Genomic DNA, 17,460 nt, shown 5'->3' on the forward strand with positions numbered 1-17,460 from the left:
CCGGGTGTCCCCGGGTAGACCGGGTGGGGCCGACCGATGGCGCGGTCGGCACGCACGAGAGGAGACCGGGGTGTTCCTTGACATCAGCGGCGCGCTGGGCGCCGTGATGACCGCGGCGCAGGAGGTCGTCGTCGACGCGGCGTCCGCAGCCGAGGTCATCAGCATGCTCGACGAGACGATCGGCGACATCCGCGAGGACCGACTCCTCGCCGTGGGGGAGACGTCCTTCGGCACGCTCGCATCGGCCTCGACGCTGGCCCACCACACCGAGCTGGCGCGCCAGACCATCATCGAGTCCCTCGTGGACCTCAAGGCCGGCCTGCAGGTCTACGCCGACAACGTCAACGCCTACCGCAACGACCAGTTCGGGACCGACGGGCTCGTCGCGAGCGAGAACATCGCGCCGCTCGAGGTGGGCATCGCCTGCGTCACCGGCGACGTGCCGGCGCAGAACGACCCGACCGCCGCGCAGTGCGTCGCGCCCGGGGGGAGTGACGCCTGATGAAGGGTCCGGAGCAGATCAAGCTCGAGACGACGATGGGCGCGGCCTCGGAGGCCGACGTCACCGACGCGCAGCAGAAGTGGAACGCCGTCGGGAGCGACCTCGGCGTGCTCGCCACGCGCATCCTGACCGAGGTGAGCCCCCGAGCCGAGGAGGGGATCCGCGGCGAGACCGGCGAGCAGATCCAGTCCGCCTTCCAGGTCTCCGCCACGTCGATGGGTGAGAAGCGCACCGACCTGCAGCTCGCCGCCGGCGCGCTCCAGGACGCCGCCGGTGCGATCGAGAACGGCCGGAAGGCGATGGCGAAGATGCGGCCCCTGTCGATGCCGACGGCGCCCACGTCCTCGCCCGGGCCGGCCACCGACGCCGACGTCCAGGCCCAGAAGGACTACGACACGGCGATGGGCAACTACTGGGCGGACTACGCGCACAACGAGTCCGTGGCCCGGGCAGCCACCCAGGAGATGGACACCACCTTCGCCGCGTCGACCCAGACGATGAAGGCCGTGCACGGCATCCCGGACCCGCCCCAGCCGCCGCCGGGGTACTCCGGTGGCCCCGAGGCCGGTGGTGTCCCTGCGCGCACCCCGAGCGGACGGACGCCGGGCGACAACGGCACGAAGGACCCGATCTACACGGTGCACCCCGTGGACCCCCCGACCACCACCTACAACCCGACCCCGACGCCCACCCAGACCCCGCCGCCCGAGGTCGTCGTGCCGGAGGGCCCGGGCCTCACGCCCGGGGTCGACCCGGGCACCGGCCCTGGAACGGGTCCCGGCATCGGCGCACCCCAGGGCCCCGGAGCGGGCACCGCGCCGCTCGGCCCGGTCCCCGGCGCCGGCGGGTCGCCCGCCGGCTCCATCGGGGTCGGTGCGGGTGGCGCGGCCGGTGGGATCGCCGGTGGCATGGCGGCCGGCGGCCTCCTGGCCGGTGGCCTCAGCCAGGGCGCGCTCGGCGGCGTCCGCGGTGGCGCCGTGCCCGGAGCCGCCGCGGCGGCAGGCCAGACCCGTCCGATCGGCAGCTCGAGCCGCAGCGGGTCGGCGGGTGCGCTCGGGCGGGCCGCCGGCGCCGGCAGCCCGACCACTCGCGCGGGCGCTGCCGGTGCGAGCGGGCGCGCGGCGGGGCGCGGAGCAGGAGCGGCAGCTGCCGGCCGGGCCGGCGCCGCTGGTGCGGGATCCCGTTCCGGCGCCGCCGGTGCGGGTGGCCGCTCCGCGGGCGGTCGCGGCGCGGGCGCTGCGGGAGCCGGTGGACGAGGCGCCGCCGGTCGTGGAGCCGGCGGTGCTCGCGGGGCTGCCGGTGCGGCGGGCGCGGCGGCCGGCAAGGGCCGCGGCCGCGATCGCGAGAACGCCGTGGACCACGAGCACTACGAGGACGGCTGGGACTGGCTCGGCGAGGACCAGGTCGCGCCGGAGGTGCTCGACTGATCCGACTCGTCCGGCCGGGCAGCGGCCGCGACGAGGAACGGCCCGGCCCCGTGCGGTTCGTCCGCACGGGGCCGGGCCGTTCGCGTCGGACGACGAGCCGGCGGCGTACCCCTCAGCCGCGGAGCGGCACCCGGGCGGCCATCCACGCCTCGATGTCGTCGGCGGAGCGGGGGAGCGAGGCCGAGAGGTTCCGCGAGCCGTCGGTCGTGACGAGGACGTCGTCCTCGATGCGGATGCCGACGCCGCGCAGCTCCTCGGGAACCAGCAGGTCGTCCTCCTGGAAGTACAGGCCCGGCTCGACCGTGAGCACCATGCCCTCGGCGAGGGTGCCCTTGGCGTACGCCTCGGGAGCGGCCTCGCCGCAGTCGTGGACGTCCATGCCGAGCATGTGGCTCGTGCCGTGGAGCGTCCAGCGCGCGTAGACCTTGCTGTCGGGGTCCAGCGCCTCCTCGGCCGTCACGGGGAGCAGCCCCATGTCGTCCAGGGCGTGCGCCAGCACCGACATCGCCGCCTCGTGCGCGGCGGTGAACGGCACACCCGGTCGGACGGCGTCGATCCCGGCCTGCTGCGCGGCCAGCACGACGTCGTACAGCTCGCGCTGGCGGGCCGTCCAGGTGCCGTCGACCGGCAGGGTGCGGGTCACGTCCGCGGTGTAGAGGTTGTGGCCCTCGACGCCCATGTCGAGCAGCACGAGCTCGCCGGGGGTGATCGCGCCGGAGTTCTCGATCCAGTGCAGGGTCGTGGCGTGCTTGCCGCCGGCGACGATCGAGTCGTAGCCGATGTCGTTGCCCATCGTGCGGGCACGGCGGAAGAACGTGCCCTCGATCCAGCGCTCGCCGTACCGCAGCACGTTGTCCCACTCGCGCACCGAGTCCTCGAAGCCGAGCGTCGTGGCGTCGCACGCCGCCTGGAGCTCGCCGACCTCCCACTCGTCCTTGACCAGGCGCATCTCGGAGACGACCCGGGCGAGGTCGCGGTCGAGCCCGGCGTCACCGGGCAGCAGCCCGTCGACGGTGGCCGACACGCCGCGGTGCACCCGGGTCTTGGCCGGCGCGGAGCCGCCCAGGTCCGCCTCGAGCCGGTCGATGTGGCGCACCTCGAGGCCGAGGGAGGAGGAGATCTCGTGCAGCGAGGGGCGGCGGCCGGCCCACAGCTCGCCGTACTGGCGGTCGCGGAAGAACTCGTCGGTCTCGCGCGAGGACCGCGGCCGGGCGTAGAGGACCGAGCTGCCGTCGGCCTCGAGGACCAGCACGGCGTCGCTGGTCTGGTTCCCGGAGAAGTACGTGTGGGCGGTGTCGGGCCGGAACCGGTAGTCGGTGTCGTTGGAGCGGACCTTGTAGGTGCCGGCCGGGAGCACCAGCCGCTCGCCGGGGAACGCCGCGGCGAGGCGCTCGCGACGGCGGGCCGCCCAGGGCGCGACCGCGTGGGCGGGGAGGTCGAGCTCGCGGTCGCCCCAGCCGGTGCGCATGAAGGAGGAGTACGCCGCGGGCACGGCCGGGTCGTGGGACTCCGTCCGGGGCGCCGTCGCCGGCTCGTTCTTCGGCTGGGCGGGGACTTCCGGGGTGGTCTGCTCGCTCACGGTCCCACTGTAGGTCGCCCGACGGGTCCGCGCGGGTCCGCGCAGGTCGCGACGCGGGTGGGCCGGTGCCGCCCGGATAGGCTGCGCCCTGTGTCGGCACCGCGCAGGGACAGCCTCGCCTTCACGGTCGTCGTGACCGTGCTGGTGGTGCTGTGTGCTGCGCTGATGCTGCTGGTCATCGCCCTGTCCGGCGCCCCGGGCACCCTGCTCCTGGCGACGGTGCTCGCCGCGCTGCCGGTCGGGCCGGTGGTGGCCTGCTACCTGTGGCTGGACCGCTACGAGCCCGAGCCGAAGCGGCTGCTGGCCAGCGGACTGCTCTGGGGTGCCTTCGTGGCGACCGCGGCCGCGATCGTGGTGCAGGGCGTGGGCGGGCTGGCCGTCGGGGTCACCGAGCAGGCCAGCCTGGCCGTGGTCGCCCCGGTCACCGAGGAGGCCAGCAAGGGGCTGTTCCTGCTGCTCCTGCTGTGGTGGCGCCGCGCGGAGCTCGACGGCATCCTCGACGGGATCGTCTACGCCGGCATGGTCGGCGTCGGGTTCGCGTTCACCGAGAACATCCTCTACCTCGCGGCCGCCTACAACGGCACCGACGGCACGGGCCCGGGCGGCACCGAGGCGCTGACGGCGACGTTCGTCGTCCGCTGCCTGTTCAGCCCGTTCGCGCACCCGTTCTTCACGACCTTCATCGGCATCGGGGTGGGCATCGCGGTCGCGTCGCGCTCGGGGGCGGTGCGTCTCCTCGCGCCGCTCGCCGGGTACGTCCTGGCCGTGGCCGCGCACGGACTCTGGAACGGCTCGACGGTCTACGGGATGGGCAGCTTCGTCCTCGTCTACGTCGTGCTGATGGCCCCCGCCCTCGTCGCGGTCGCCTGCCTGGCGGTGTGGGCCCGGCGCAGCGAGCGCCGGATGCTCACCGCCGCGCTGTCCGACGCCGCCCGGCGCGGACTGGTGCCGGCCACCGACATCGGCTGGGTGACCGACCTCCGCGCCCGCCGCCGAGCCCGTGCCCATGCCCGCGCGTTCGGCGGCCCCCGGGCCGAGCGCGCGATGCGGGACTACCAGCAGGCCGCCGTCGAGCTCGGCTTCCTCCACCACCGCTACCTGCGTGGTACGCCGCCGCCGGACTTCGCCGCGCGTGGCCAGGAGTACGTCGCGAGGATCGGCGCCGTGCGCCCGTCCATCGCCTTCCCCGGACAGGTGGTACCCACCCGATGACGCCGACCTCCCCCGAGTCGACCTCTCCCCAGACCCCGCCGGCGGGCGGCGACAGCCGCATGCTGACCGCCCTGGTCCGGCTGCGCAGCGCCCTGCAGGCGGCGGCGCTGCCGCTCGACCTGGCGGGTGCCGAGGAGCAGCGCACGGCGCGCCAGGAGATGGTCGACCAGCTCGAGGACTACGTCATCCCGCGGCTGATGACCGTCGACGCGCCGCTCCTCGCGGTCGTCGGCGGCTCCACCGGCGCCGGCAAGTCGACGCTGGTCAACTCCCTGGTCGGCACGCGCGTCACCACGCCCGGGGTGCTCCGCCCGACGACCCGGTCGCCGGTGCTGGTCCACCACCCCGAGGACGCCGAGTGGTTCGGGCAGGACCGGCTGCTGCCCGACCTCGAGCGCGTCCAGCACTCGACGAACGACCCCGACGCGCTCCAGCTCGTCGCCTCGCCGACGGTCCCGCGCGGCCTGGCGATCCTCGACGCCCCGGACGTGGACTCGGTCGAGGAGCGCAACCGGCTCCTCGCGGCCCAGCTGCTGGCGGCGGCCGACCTGTGGCTGTTCGTCACCTCGGCCGCCCGCTACGCCGACCAGGTGCCGTGGGGCTTCCTCAAGCAGGCCGCGGAGCGGTCGACCGCGGTGGCGGTCGTCCTGGACCGCACGCCCGACGACGCCATCGAGACCGTCGCCGCGCACCTGGCGCGGATGCTGGCCAGCCGCGGCCTCAAGGACTCGCCGCTGTTCACCGTCACCGAGGGCAAGGTCGACGAGGAGGGCCTGCTCCCGCCGCAGCACGTCGCCGACATCCGCGGCTGGCTGGAGTCGCTCGCCGCCGACGCCGACGCGCGTGCGGCGGTCGTGAAGCAGACCCTCGAGGGCGCGATCCGGACCCTCACCGGCCGGTCGTTCCGAGTCGCCGCGGCCGCCGACGAGCAGGTCGAGGCCGCCCGCCGCCTCCGCGAGGACGCCGACCGCGCCTACGACGCCGCGGCCGAGCAGGTGCGCGACGCGTGCGCGGACGGCACCCTGCTGCGCGGCGAGGTGCTGGCGCGCTGGCAGGAGTTCGTCGGCACCGGCGAGCTGCTGAAGTCCCTGGAGAACCGGGTCGGCTGGCTGCGCGACCGCGTCGTCAACGCGGTCAAGGGCAAGCCCCAGCAGGCCGAGCGGGTGACCGTCGCGGTCGAGTCGGGTCTGGAGACGCTCGTGCTCGAGCACGCCGAGGCCGCCGCCGAACGGGCCGAGGCCGCCTGGCAGCAGTACGCCGCCGGGCAGGCGCTGCTCGCCGGCGCCGGCCAGGACCTGGGCCGGGCGTCCCGCGACCTGCGGCGCCAGGTCGAGCGGGCGGTGCGCGAGTGGCAGCAGGAGGTGCTCGAGATGGTCCGCAGCGAGGGCGCCGACAAGCGCACGACCGCCCGGTTCCTCGCCTACGGCGTCAACGGGCTCTCGGTCGCGCTCATGGTCGTGGTCTTCGCGAGCACCGGCGGCGCGCTCGTCGGTGCAGAGGTGGGGATCGCCGGTGGGAGCGCCGTGCTCGGCCAGAAGCTGCTGGAGGCCGTCTTCGGCGATCAGGCCGTCCGCTCGCTGGCCGACCGGGCCCGCCGCGCGCTGGACGTCCGGGTCGGTGCCCTGCTGGAGCAGGAGCGCCGCCGCTACACCGAGGTGCTCGACGGCCTCGGGCTCTCGGCGGAGGCGCCGGAGCAGCTGCGCCAGGCCTCGCGCCGCGTCGACGACGTACGGTTCGCGGCGAACCGCGGCGGCTCCGGCGCGGGGGCCGGCGAGGACACCAGCACCGGGTCCTGAGCCCGGGACGCCTAGGGTGTGTCCGAACCGATCGTCCGAGCTGCTGGTAGGGAGACCATGACGTCCTTGCTCGAGGGGGCCAAGAAGCTGGTCACCCGGGGTACCGACATCGGCGCCCGGATCGAGGGCCTCGAGGCCGCCGTGCAGGCCGGGCGGGGCCGCCTCGACGACCAGCTGCTCGACGAGGCCCACACCGTCGCCGAGCGCGCGGCCGGGCGGCTGCGCCTCTCCGCCGACCACACGGTGGTCGGCATCGCCGGCGCGACCGGCTCGGGCAAGTCCTCGACGTTCAACGCGCTCACCGGCCTGGAGCTGTCCGCGGTCGGGGTGCGCCGGCCCACCACCTCGTGGGCCAGCGCCTGCGTGTGGGGCACCGACGGCGCCGCCGAGCTGCTGGAGTGGCTCGGCATCCCGCCGCGGCACCAGACCACCCGCGACTCGCTGCTCGACAGCCGCCGCGAGGACGCGGCGATGGAGGGCGTGGTCCTGCTCGACCTGCCCGACCACGACTCGACCGAGGTGTCCCACCACCTCGAGGTCGACCGGCTGGTCCAGCTCGCCGACATGCTGGTGTGGGTCCTCGACCCGCAGAAGTACGCCGACGCGGCCATCCACGACCGCTACCTCGCCCCGCTGCAGACCCACGCCGACGTGATGGTGGTGGTGCTGAACCACATCGACACGGTGCCGGAGGAGCGCCGGGACGCGATGGTCGCCGACGTACGCCGCCTGCTCGACGCCGACGGGCTCCCGGGTGTGCCCGTCATCCCGGTGAGCGCGCGCCACGGCATCGGCCTCGACGACCTCCGCTCCGAGATCGCCGGCCGGGTCAAGGCGAAGAAGATGACCCGCACGCGGCTGGAGGCCGACCTGCGCGGCGCTGCCGAGAAGGTCCAGGAGGCCAGCGGGACGGGCCGCACCCGTGCCCTCGCCGACACCCGCGTGGCCGACCTCGAGTCCGCCCTGGCCGACGCCGCCGGGGTGCCCACCGTCGTGGACGCCGTCGAGCGCTCGACCCGGCTGCGGGCCGGTCGGGCGACCGGCTGGCCGGTGGTCTCCTGGCTGTCGGGCCTCAAGCCCGACCCGCTCAAGCGGCTCCACCTCGACCTCGGCTCGGCCGGCAAGGAGCTCACCGGCCAGGCCCGATCCTCGGTGCCCACGGCCACCCCGGTGCAGCGCGCCCGCGTCGACACCGAGGTCCGGCGGCTCGCCGACGACGTCTCCGAGGGTCTCGCGCGCCCCTGGCAGGAGGCGGTACGCCGCGCCTCGACCGCCCGGCTCGACGACCTGCACGACCGCCTGGACCTGACGCTCTCCCGGACCGACCTCGGGGTCGACCGGATCCCGGCGTGGGCCGGCCTGGTGCGCGTGCTGCAGTGGCTGCTGGTCCTCGCGGCCGCCGCCGGCCTGGTGTGGACCGTGCTGCTGGTCGTGTCCGGCACGCTCGGCGACGACTCGACGCCGAGGCTCGCGGGCATCGCGCTGCCGCTGGTGCTGCTGCTCGGCGGGGTGGCCCTCGGTCTCCTCCTCGCGCTGGTGTGCCGCTTCCTCGTCGCGGCGACCGCCCGGCGCCGGGCGGCCGTCGCCGACAAGCGGCTGCGGGGCGCGGTGCACGAGGTCGCCCAGGAGCTGGTGGTGCAGCCGGTCGAGGCCGAGCTGCAGGCCTACACCATCGTCCGCAACGGCCTGGTCGCCGCCCTCGCCTGAGGCTGGACCGTCCGGCGGCCCAGGGCCTCTCCACACGGCGCGCCCGAGCGCCGCTGTCCCCAGGGCCGTCCCCGTCCTCGCGCCGTCGTCGGCGCCCGCGCGGAGCCTCGTGACCACGACCGAGGACGGCCGACCCGAGGCCCGGCCCGGTGCGAGACGAGGAGAGACATCGTGAGCAACGAGACGACCGTGACGCTGCAGGGCTGGGTCGGCGGCGACGTGACCCTGCGACAGGCCGGGGACGCCCAGGTGGCCAGCTTCCGGGTGGGCGCGACGCCGCGCCGGTTCTCCCGCAGGACGGGGGACTGGGTGGACGGCGAGACGCAGTGGTACACCGTCAACGCCTGGCGTGCGCTGGGCGACAACGTCGCCGCGTCGGTGCGGCGGGGCGACCCGGTGGTCGTCCACGGCCGGCTCAACGTGAGCACCTGGGTGAGCCAGGCAGGGGTCGAGGTGACCTCCTTCGAGGTCGAGGCGACCTTCGTGGGGCACGACCTCGGCCGGGGGACCAGCACGTTCACCAAGACGCCGCGGCAGAACCAGGGCGCCACGGACCAGGTGCCCGCGGACGCGGCGGCGTCGGTGGCTGCCTGAGGACCGGCGGGCGACGGGGCGGCCCGCGGGCCGCCCCGTTCACCCCGGACGGGTGTTCGCGGCCGTTCCCAACTACGCTCGGGGACCATGGCGGAATATGTCTTCACCCTGCGCAACGTGCGCAAGGCCCACGGCGACAAGGTCGTCCTCGACAACGTGACCCTCTCGTTCCTGCACGGGGCGAAGATCGGCGTGGTCGGGCCGAACGGCGCCGGCAAGTCGTCGCTGCTCAAGATCATGGCCGGGCTCGACCAGCCCAACAACGGCGACGCGATCCTCGACCCCGAGGCGACGGTCGGCATGCTCCAGCAGGAGCCGCCGCTCACCGAGGGCAAGACGGTGCTGGAGAACGTCCAGGAGGCCGTCGGCGACGTCAAGGCCAAGCTGGACCGCTACAACGCGATCAGCGAGGAGATGGCGAACCCCGACGCGGACTTCGACACGCTGCTCGCCGAGATGGGCGACCTGCAGACCGACCTGGACCACGCCAACGCGTGGGACCTCGACTCCCGCCTGGACCAGGCGATGGACGCGCTGCGGTGCCCGCCGGCCGACGCGCTGGTCGACCACCTCTCCGGTGGTGAGCGCCGCCGGGTGGCGCTGTGCAAGCTGCTGCTCCAGCAGCCCGACCTGCTGCTGCTCGACGAGCCCACCAACCACCTCGACGCCGAGTCGGTGCAGTGGCTCGAGGGCCACCTCAAGACCTACCCGGGCGCCGTGCTCGCGGTGACGCACGACCGGTACTTCCTCGACAACGTCGCCGAGTGGATCGCCGAGGTCGACCGCGGCTCGATCCACGGCTACGAGGGCAACTACTCGACGTACCTCGAGACCAAGAAGGACCGCCTCAAGATCGAGGGCCAGAAGGACGCCAAGCGGGCCAAGATGCTGGAGAAGGAGCTGGAGTGGGTCCGCTCCAACCCCAAGGCCCGCCAGGCGAAGAGCAAGTCCCGCCTCGCCCGCTACGAGGAGATGGCCGCCGAGGCGGACCGGATGCGCAAGATCGACACCTCCGAGATCAACATCCCGGCCGGTCCGCGCCTCGGTGACGTGGTGCTGGAGGCCAAGGGCCTGACCAAGGGCTTCGAGGACCGCACGCTGATCCACGACCTGTCCTTCTCGCTGCCGCGCGCCGGCATCGTCGGTGTCATCGGCCCCAACGGCGTCGGCAAGACCACGCTGTTCCGGATGATCACCGGCGGCGAGCAGCCCGACGCCGGCGAGCTCAACGTCGGCCAGACGGTGAAGATCTCCTACGTCGACCAGAGCCGCGGTGGGCTGGACCCGAAGAAGAACGTCTGGGAGGTCGTCTCCGACGGCCTGGACTTCATCAAGGTCGCCAACTTCGAGATGAACTCCCGCGCGTACGTCGCGTCGTTCGGCTTCAAGGGGCCCGACCAGCAGAAGAAGGCCGGTGTCCTCTCCGGCGGCGAGCGCAACCGGCTCAACCTCGCGCTGACGCTGAAGATGGGCGGCAACCTGCTGCTGCTCGACGAGCCCACCAACGACCTGGACGTCGAGACCCTGTCCTCGCTCGAGGACGCGCTGCTCGACTTCCCCGGCTGCGCCGTGGTCACCTCCCACGACCGGTGGTTCCTCGACCGCGTCGCCACGCACATCCTGGCGTGGGAGGGCGACGACGAGGACCAGGCGAAGTGGTTCTGGTTCGAGGGCAACTTCGCGGCGTACGAGGAGAACAAGGTCGAGCGCCTCGGCGTCGAGGCCGCCCGGCCGCACCGCGTCACGCACCGCCGGCTCACGCGCGACTGACCCCCGGCGCGCCGGCACCCCGCCGGGGCACGTTGAGGCAGGCCACACCGCGACGCTCATAACCCGTGGGTCGCGCGGTCGTTGGCCACCTCGACAGGCCCCGGAGGGGGGCCTTGGGGGGAGGAACCATGAGGATCCGACGTTCTGCCGTCGTCGCTGCCGTGGTGGTCGTGCTGGGAGTCGCGGCCGCGCTCGTCGTGGCACCGTTGCTCAGCACCGGCGCCAACGGCGGTGACCAGGGGCCGACGACCGTCCGTGGGACGCTGGCCGGCCAGGCCGTCCGGCTGTCCATGCCCGGGCCCGAGCCGAAGGGACTGGTCATCTGGTTCCACGGCCAGGGGGGCAACGTCAACGACCGCGTCGACGGCCCGTGGCTGGACGCGCTGCGCCGCGACGGCTGGGCGGTCGCGTCCTCGGAGTTCCACTCCCAGTCGTGGGGCAACGCGGCCTCCACCAAGGACACGCGGCTCCTGGTCGAGTGGGCCGAGGAGCAGGCCGGCACGAAGGCCCGGCTGTGGGTCTCCGGCTCGATGGGCGCCTCGATCGCGCTCAACGCGCTCACCCACGGCGTCGAGGCGCCCGCCTGCTGGTACGGCGTGAAGCCGGCCCTCGACCTGACCCAGATGGACCAGGTGCCGGGCGGCCCCGGGTACATCCGTCGCGCGTACGAGGGCCAGCCCGTCCCGGCGGACCGCAACCCGATCCGCAACGTCGACCGGCTGCCGGCCGACACCCGCTACCGGGTCGTCTCCTCGCAGCAGGACGAGTGGGTGGCCTACCAGGAGAACACCCAGCCGCTGGTGCAGCAGCTCGAGGCCCGCGGCGCCGACATCACGCTCCTGGACGTCAAGGGCGGCCACGCCGACCCGTCGCACTGGAACGCGCGCGACCTGGTCGCCTACGCCGACTCCTGCGCGGGCGAGGGCGCCTGAGGCACGGGCCGCCGGCGCACTAGCGCTGGCGGATCTCCATCTCGGGGTGCGCGGGCACCAGGTGGTCGCTGACGGCGCCCATGACCCGGCCGAGGGCGGCGAAGTCCTCGTCGGTGGCCAGGTCGACCAGGTGGTCGCGCACGCCCTGGACGTGCACGGGCGCCGCGCGGCGCAGCAGGTCCATGCCGCGGTCGGTGAGGGCGGCCACGATGCCCCGGCCGTCCTCCGGCGAGCTGGTCCGCTGGACCAGGCCCGCCTTCTCCATCCGGCCGACGGTGTGGGTGACCCGGCTGCGGCTGTGCGCCAGCGCGTCGGCCAGCTGGGCCATCCGCATCTGGCCGTCGCGCTCGGAGAGCCGCACGAGGATCTCGTACTCCACCAGGGAGATGTCGAAGGACCGGCGCAGGTCGTCGTCAAGCCGGTCGAAGAGCAGGGTGGTGCCCATGACCAGGGAGCGCCACGACCATTGCTGTCCGGCGTCGAGCCAGCGGGGTTCGCCTACCTGTGCCACGCGGCCACTCTAGAGCCGGGCGCGCCGCGATCGGGCAGCGCCGGGCCGTGACCGGCCTCCGGACGGGATGCAGAACGCCTGGCCACGTTCGTGGCCAGGCGTTCGCGGGGTTCGTCGACGGGTGGGGGTCAGATCCGCTCGAGGATCATCGCCATGCCCTGGCCGCCACCGACGCACATGGTGATCAGGCCGGTCGTCTTGTCGTGCCAGTCGAGCGAGTTGAGCATGGTGTTCTGCAGGCGAGCACCGGTCATGCCGAACGGGTGGCCGACCGCGATCGCGCCGCCGTTGACGTTGAGCCGGTCGATGTCGATGCCGAGGTCCTGGTAGGACGGCACGACCTGCGCGGCGAACGCCTCGTTGATCTCGACCAGGTCGATGTCGCCGATGGTCATGCCGGCGTTCTTGAGCGCGTTCCTCGTCGCCTCGACGGGACCCATGCCCATGATCTCGGGGGAGAGGCCCGAGACGCCGGTGGAGACGATCCGCGCGAGCGGGGTGATGCCCAGCTCGGCGGCCTTGGTGTCGGACATGATGACGACCGCGGCGGCGCCGTCGTTGAGGGCGCAGCAGTTCGCGGCGGTGACCACGCCGTCGGGGCGGAAGACCGGCTTGAGGTCCTTCACCGCGTCGTACGTCACGCCCGCGCGCGGGCCGTCGTCGGTGGAGACGACGGTGCCGTCGGGGGTCGTGACCGCGGTGATCTCGCGGGCCCAGAAGCCGTCGTTGATGGCCTTCTCGGCGAGGTTCTGCGAGCGGACGCCGAACTCGTCGAGCTCCTGGCGGGAGAGGCCGCGCTGCTTGGCGACGTTCTCGGCCGTCTGGCCCATCGCGATGTAGATGTCGGGCAGCACGCCGTCCTCGCGGGGGTCGTGCCAGCCGACGCCGCCCTCGGCGGTCTTCTTGGTGCGCTCCTGCGCCTCGGCGAACTTCGGGTTGTGGGTGTCGGGCCAGTGGTCCGAGGTGCCCTTCGCGAAGCGCGAGACGGTCTCGACGCCGGCGGAGATGAAGACGTCGCCCTCACCGGCCTTGATCGCGTGGAACGCCATCCGGCTGGTCTGCACCGAGGAGGAGCAGTAGCGGGTGATGGTGGCGCCGGGGATCTGGTCGTAGCCCATGAGGACGTTGACGATCCGCGCCATGTTGTTGCCGGACTCGCCGCCAGGCAGGCCACAACCGAGGTAGTGGTCGTCGATGGTGGTGGGGTCGAGCTCGGGGATCTTGTCGAGCGCCGCCTGGACGATGGTCGCGGTGAGGTCGTCGGGACGCAGGTCCTTCAGCGACCCCTTGTTCGCGCGGCCGATGGGGGAACGCGTCGCGGAGACGATGACGGCTTCGGGCATGCAGGTACTCCGATCTCGGGTGATGTGCCGGCTCAGCCTAGATCAGTGCCGGCTGACAGGATCGGGACGTGCGTCACGTCTACGAGTGCCCGGTCCGCTGGGCCGACCAGGACCCGCTGGGTCACGTCAACAACGTCGTCTACGTCGACTACCTCCAGGAGGCGCGGGTCGACATGCTGCGCACCCATGGACGCTCCCGCCAGGCCGAGGAGCTGGCCGAGGGCGTGGTGGTCGTGCAGACCGACGTCGGCTACCGGGCGCCGCTGTTCTTCGACTTCCGGTCGGTGCTCGTGGAGTGCTGGGTCACCGAGGTCCGGGCGGCGACCTTCACGCTGGCCTACGAGGTGTTCCACGTGCGTCCCGACGGCTCGCGCAAGGTCTACCTGCAGGCGTCGACCGTGCTGACGCCGTACGTCTTCGCCGACGAGCGGCCGCGCCGGCTCACCCCCGAGGAGCGCGAGGGCCTGGCGGCGTACCTCGAGCCGGTCGAGGCGGCCGAGCGGCCGCCGTTCACGCCGCGGCCCGCGGCCGCCGGCCACTACCCCGTGCGGGTCCGGTTCTCCGACGTGGACGTCTACCGCCACGTCAACAACGTGACGTACTTCGAGTACTTCCAGGAGGCGCGGATCAGCTACTTCGAGCAGCTGGGCCGGGGCCCGTCGGTGGACGTGGCTCGGCCGGTGCTGGTGATCGCCCGCAAGGCGGTCGACTACCGGGTGCCGGTGCTGCACCGCCCCGAGCCGTACGACGCGTGGTCATGGATCTCGCGCGTCGGGACCACGTCGTTCGACGTCCAGTCCGAGCTGTGCGACGGCGACACCGTGCTGGCGCGCGCGCACACCACCGCGGTGGTCGTCGACCGCGAGGCTCAGCGGCCGACGCCGCCGGACCCCGCGTTCCGCGAGGCGCTGCTCGCCGCGCTGCCCTGACGGGCGTCGACCTCGTCGCCGAGCGCGCCGAGGCCCCGGAGCCGGCGCAGGCCGCGGTGCCGCGCGACGCGGACCGCCACCGCGCTGATGTCCAGCGCCCGCGCGGTCGCCTCCACGTCGAGGCCGACCACCTCCAAGCACCCGATGACGTCCCGCTCGCGCGGAGGCAGCTGAGCGAGCACCTGACGGACCCAGTCCTTGCCGACCAGGTAGGTCTCCGGCGCCTCGACCTGCTCGTGCGCGTGCTCCTCGCCGACGGGGTCCGTACGTCGCCGGTCGGTCTTGCGGCGCGCGTTCATGCCGACGTTGCGGGCGATGCCGAAGAGCCAGCCCGCGAACTGCTCCCCGGTCCCGGTGAACTCGTGGATCTTGGTCGCTGCGGTCAGCCACGCCTCCGAGGCGACGTCGTCGGCCGCCATGGCCGAGTCGCCGGAGGGTCGGACCTGCAGCCAGACGACGAGGCGACCGGCGTGCTCGGCGTACAGCTGTCGCCACGCATCCTGGTCGCCCCCCTTGGCGCGTGCGATCAGCTCGTCGTCGGCGTCCAACCACGGTCCCCGCTGGTCGATGCGCCCTTGCCGTCCTTGCCGCCCTGGTTGTTCCCGGTGTCGCCCGGCTCGTCCTGGTCGTCCTGGTTCGGCGCGCCGCCGTTCGGCTGACCGTTCCCCTGGCCGTTGCCGTTGCCCTGGCCGCCGGGCGTGGCGCCGGGGCCGTTGCTGTTGCCGTTGCCGGGCGTGGTGCCGGGACCGTTGCCGTTGTTCGCGGGGTTGCCGGTGCCCGGCCCCTGGCCGTTGGTCTGGCCGCCGCCCTGGCCCTGGCCGAGTCCGGGGTTGCTGCCGGGACCGTTGCCCTGGCCGTTGCCGTTGCCGTTGCCGTTGCCGTTGCTGTTGGTGTGGCCGTTGGCGTTGCCTTGGCCGTTCCCGTTCGTACCGGGGGTGGGCGGGACGGGGACGCCGGGAGTGCCTGCCGGTGAGCCCGGGGCGTTCACGGAGGACCCGGGCGTCCCTGGCCGCCCGGTGCCGCCGGGGGAGGAGGGGCCGGACGTGGGCCGACCCGACGGCGAGACGCCGTCCGTGGACGCCGGTCCCGAGGTGGCCCCGCCGGGTGCGCTCGGCTCGCCGGGCGACCGCTCGGGGACCTGGCTGGGGGTGTGGGTCGGCTGGGGCTTCGGCGGCGCGGACAGCTCGCGCTCCACCACCGCCGCGATGGCGGCGCCGCTGCCGGCGAGCGCCACGACGGTGCCGACCGCCAGGCCGGTGCGGATGCGCGCCGGCCGCCGGGCGCGGACGGGCGGGGCGGACGCGGCGGCCATCGCTGCGAGGCGGGCGACGAAGGCGTCGTCGGGCGTCACCTCGGGCGGGTCCACCCTCAGTCGTTCCGTGCTGGGTCGTGCCATGTCCAGTGCCTCCGTCCGGTCGAACGGTAGCGCCCCGAGTCGCGCTACCGCTGGTGCACGACCGCCTTGCCTGGGAAGGCTGAGGCCCCGTGCTCCTCCCCGGTACCTGTCGCAGGAGCCTCGTTGCGTTACCTCGATCGCCGATCAGACTGCACAGGAACGTGCTGGTGTCCCGCCGGCTGGTGGCTCCGGCGGGGTGTGGGGCGGGGTGGCTAGTGCAGCCATTCCTGACGGATCTTGCGCGACCACCCCGCGGTGCCAGGCCGGAGCTTGGCTGCCAGGGGTTTCGACAACGCTCGCTGGCGCTCGCTGCGCAACCAGCGGAAGCCCGGCAGCGGACCGCAACTCACGACGTACCTGCTCCCGTAGCTGCCACTCACCGCAACCACCCGCGGTGCCAGGCCGAAGCTCGGCTGCCAGGGGTTTCGACAGCGCTCGCTGGCGCTCGCTGCTCAACCAGCGGAGGCCGGCCGTGGACTGCAACCACCCGCGGCCCAGAGGCCGCCTTCGGCTCACCGGGTTTCGACACGCTCGCTGGCGCTCGCTGCTCGAACAGCGCGTGGTCGCCTCGCGCGAGCTCGTCGACCAGCCGGCCATGCTCGCCGGCGGACGTCGCCCAACGGCTAGGGTCCGGCCGTGCGCCTGATCCCACGCCTGGTGAACCGTGCCGTCCACGCCGGGTGGCGGTGGGTGGACCGGGCGGGGGAGATCGTGCCGGGGACGCGGCCGGCCGAGGAGTTCGGCGGCTTCGGGGAGGGGTCGTGCATCGACTTCCCGCCGGCGACGATCCTGGGGGCGTCCTCGATCCACCTGGGCGCCCGGACGCTGGTCGGCCGGCAGGTCACCCTGTCGGTCGGGTGGGGGACGGGCGAGCAGGTGCTGCCGCCCCGCGCGCTCGTCGTGGGCGACCGGTGCGTCATCGGCGCACGGACGAGCATCACCGCGCACGAGTCGATCGAGATCGGCGACGACGTGTTCTGCGGGCAAGGCGTGTTCATCACCGACGCCAGCCACGGCTACCAGGTGCCGGACCGGCCGGTCGGAGCCCAGTTCGGCGCGTCCGACCCGGTGGTGGTCGGTGCGGGCTCCTGGATCGGGCACCACGCGGTGCTGCTGCCGGGCACCCGGCTCGGCCGCAACGTGGTGGTCGCCGCCGGCTCGATCGTGCGCGGGGTCGTGGAGGACCACGCGGTGGTGGCGGGCAACCCGGCGCGGGTGGTGCGCCGCTACGAGCCGGGCGTGGGGTGGATCGGGTCGCGCGGCGACGTACGCCCCGTGCTGGCCGACGACCTCGACTTCCTCGGCGAGGCCGTCAGGGGCTGACCCTCAGGTCGCCGCCGGCGGCTCGTCGAGCGTGTTGACCATAAACTGTGCGGCGTGGGTGACGTAGTCCCAGAACTGCGCGTCCTGCTCGGGGGTGAGGTCGACCGCGTCGAGGCCGGCGCGGAAGTGCTTCAACCAGTGGTCGCGCGACTCCGGCGTCACCTGGAACGGCGCGTGCCGCATGCGCAGGCGGGGGTGCCCGCGGTTCTCGGAGTACGTCGTCGGGCCGCCCCAGTACTGCACGAGGAACAGCAGGAAGCGCTCCTCGGCGGGGCCGAGGTCCTCCTCGGGGTACATCGGCCGCAGCACCTCGTCGGTGGCCACACCCTCGTAGAACGTCGCGACGATGCGGCGGAACGTCTCGAAGCCGCCGATCTCCTCGTAGAAGGTGGTCACCCGTCCATTCTGCCGACGCCTGTCCAGCCCGTTGAATCCGCGT

Annotated in this window: 16 protein-coding genes; 10 read left to right on the forward strand and 6 right to left on the reverse strand. The window is 73.6% G+C overall.

The window, feature by feature from the left end; all coding sequences use genetic code 11:
* The first annotated feature begins 70 nt into the window (after positions 1–70).
* Together QWY28_RS06800 and QWY28_RS06805 are read left to right on the forward strand one after the other, a co-directional pair.
* Entirely contained in the window at positions 71–502 is a 432-nt protein-coding gene (locus tag QWY28_RS06800) for a hypothetical protein (protein WP_300951563.1), read from the forward strand.
* Positions 502–1,929 carry a hypothetical protein gene (locus QWY28_RS06805; protein ID WP_300951564.1) on the forward strand — a complete coding sequence of 476 codons (1,428 nt, stop codon included), beginning with the start codon at positions 502–504 and terminating at the stop codon, positions 1,927–1,929. The genes QWY28_RS06800 and QWY28_RS06805 overlap by 1 nt, the downstream gene beginning before the upstream one ends.
* Positions 1,930–2,041: 112 nt before the next feature.
* Here QWY28_RS06805 and QWY28_RS06810 read toward each other — a convergent pair whose 3' ends face one another.
* Positions 2,042–3,508, reverse strand: a complete 1,467-nt coding sequence (locus QWY28_RS06810) for an aminopeptidase P family protein (protein WP_300951565.1) — start codon at positions 3,506–3,508, stop codon at positions 2,042–2,044.
* A gap of 90 nt (positions 3,509–3,598) precedes the next feature.
* Between QWY28_RS06810 and QWY28_RS06815 the strand changes: the two genes are divergently transcribed.
* From QWY28_RS06815 to QWY28_RS06840, 6 genes are all read left to right on the forward strand, one after another.
* A complete protein-coding gene (locus QWY28_RS06815; RefSeq protein WP_300951566.1) occupies positions 3,599–4,720 on the forward strand; it encodes a PrsW family intramembrane metalloprotease in 1,122 nt (373 codons plus the stop codon).
* Positions 4,717–6,516 carry a dynamin family protein gene (locus QWY28_RS06820; protein ID WP_300951567.1) on the forward strand — a complete coding sequence of 600 codons (1,800 nt, stop codon included), beginning with the start codon at positions 4,717–4,719 and terminating at the stop codon, positions 6,514–6,516. The genes QWY28_RS06815 and QWY28_RS06820 overlap by 4 nt, the downstream gene beginning before the upstream one ends.
* 57 nt (positions 6,517–6,573) lie before the next feature.
* Positions 6,574–8,223, forward strand: coding sequence for a GTPase (locus QWY28_RS06825; RefSeq protein ID WP_300951568.1), 1,650 nt, complete (start codon positions 6,574–6,576; stop codon positions 8,221–8,223).
* Between the two features lie 171 nt (positions 8,224–8,394).
* Positions 8,395–8,817 (forward strand): single-stranded DNA-binding protein, encoded by a 423-nt coding sequence (locus QWY28_RS06830; RefSeq protein WP_300951569.1) that lies wholly within the window; start codon positions 8,395–8,397, stop codon positions 8,815–8,817.
* Between the two features lie 87 nt (positions 8,818–8,904).
* On the forward strand, positions 8,905–10,587 hold the full coding sequence (ettA, locus tag QWY28_RS06835) for an energy-dependent translational throttle protein EttA (protein ID WP_300951570.1): 1,683 nt from the start codon (positions 8,905–8,907) through the stop codon (positions 10,585–10,587).
* 128 nt (positions 10,588–10,715) lie between these two features.
* Positions 10,716–11,519 (forward strand): alpha/beta hydrolase family protein, encoded by an 804-nt coding sequence (locus tag QWY28_RS06840; protein ID WP_300951571.1) that lies wholly within the window; start codon positions 10,716–10,718, stop codon positions 11,517–11,519.
* A 19-nt stretch (positions 11,520–11,538) separates the two neighbouring features.
* On the opposite strand, the gene QWY28_RS06845 is transcribed toward QWY28_RS06840, so the two are convergent.
* Positions 11,539–12,030 carry a MarR family winged helix-turn-helix transcriptional regulator gene (locus tag QWY28_RS06845; protein WP_439117233.1) on the reverse strand — a complete coding sequence of 164 codons (492 nt, stop codon included), beginning with the start codon at positions 12,028–12,030 and terminating at the stop codon, positions 11,539–11,541.
* Positions 12,031–12,158: 128 nt separating this feature from the next.
* Positions 12,159–13,373 (reverse strand): acetyl-CoA C-acetyltransferase, encoded by a 1,215-nt coding sequence (locus QWY28_RS06850; RefSeq protein ID WP_300951572.1) that lies wholly within the window; start codon positions 13,371–13,373, stop codon positions 12,159–12,161.
* Between the two features lie 68 nt (positions 13,374–13,441).
* Between QWY28_RS06850 and QWY28_RS06855 the strand changes: the two genes are divergently transcribed.
* Positions 13,442–14,302 (forward strand): acyl-CoA thioesterase, encoded by an 861-nt coding sequence (locus QWY28_RS06855; RefSeq protein WP_300951573.1) that lies wholly within the window; start codon positions 13,442–13,444, stop codon positions 14,300–14,302.
* On the opposite strand, the gene QWY28_RS06860 is transcribed toward QWY28_RS06855, so the two are convergent.
* Together QWY28_RS06860 and QWY28_RS06865 are read right to left on the reverse strand one after the other, a co-directional pair.
* A complete protein-coding gene (locus QWY28_RS06860; RefSeq protein ID WP_300951574.1) occupies positions 14,242–14,850 on the reverse strand; it encodes an RNA polymerase sigma factor in 609 nt (202 codons plus the stop codon). The two genes, QWY28_RS06855 and QWY28_RS06860, sit on opposite strands and share 61 nt — an antisense overlap.
* Positions 14,829–15,698 carry a hypothetical protein gene (locus QWY28_RS06865; RefSeq protein ID WP_300951575.1) on the reverse strand — a complete coding sequence of 290 codons (870 nt, stop codon included), beginning with the start codon at positions 15,696–15,698 and terminating at the stop codon, positions 14,829–14,831. Before QWY28_RS06865 ends, QWY28_RS06860 begins: the two co-directional genes overlap by 22 nt.
* Positions 15,699–16,334: 636 nt before the next feature.
* On the opposite strand from QWY28_RS06865, the gene QWY28_RS06870 reads away from it, so the two are divergent.
* Positions 16,335–17,021, forward strand: a complete 687-nt coding sequence (locus tag QWY28_RS06870) for an acyltransferase (RefSeq protein WP_300951576.1) — start codon at positions 16,335–16,337, stop codon at positions 17,019–17,021.
* A 3-nt stretch (positions 17,022–17,024) separates the two neighbouring features.
* Here the strand turns inward: QWY28_RS06870 and QWY28_RS06875 are convergent, their stop codons facing one another.
* Positions 17,025–17,417: a globin gene (locus QWY28_RS06875; protein ID WP_300951577.1), complete on the reverse strand. Its 393-nt coding sequence runs from the start codon at positions 17,415–17,417 to the stop codon at positions 17,025–17,027.
* Positions 17,418–17,460 lie beyond the last annotated feature (43 nt).

The organism is Nocardioides oceani (genome assembly GCF_030412965.1).
In the GTDB taxonomy this organism is placed as follows: domain Bacteria; phylum Actinomycetota; class Actinomycetes; order Propionibacteriales; family Nocardioidaceae; genus Nocardioides; species Nocardioides oceani.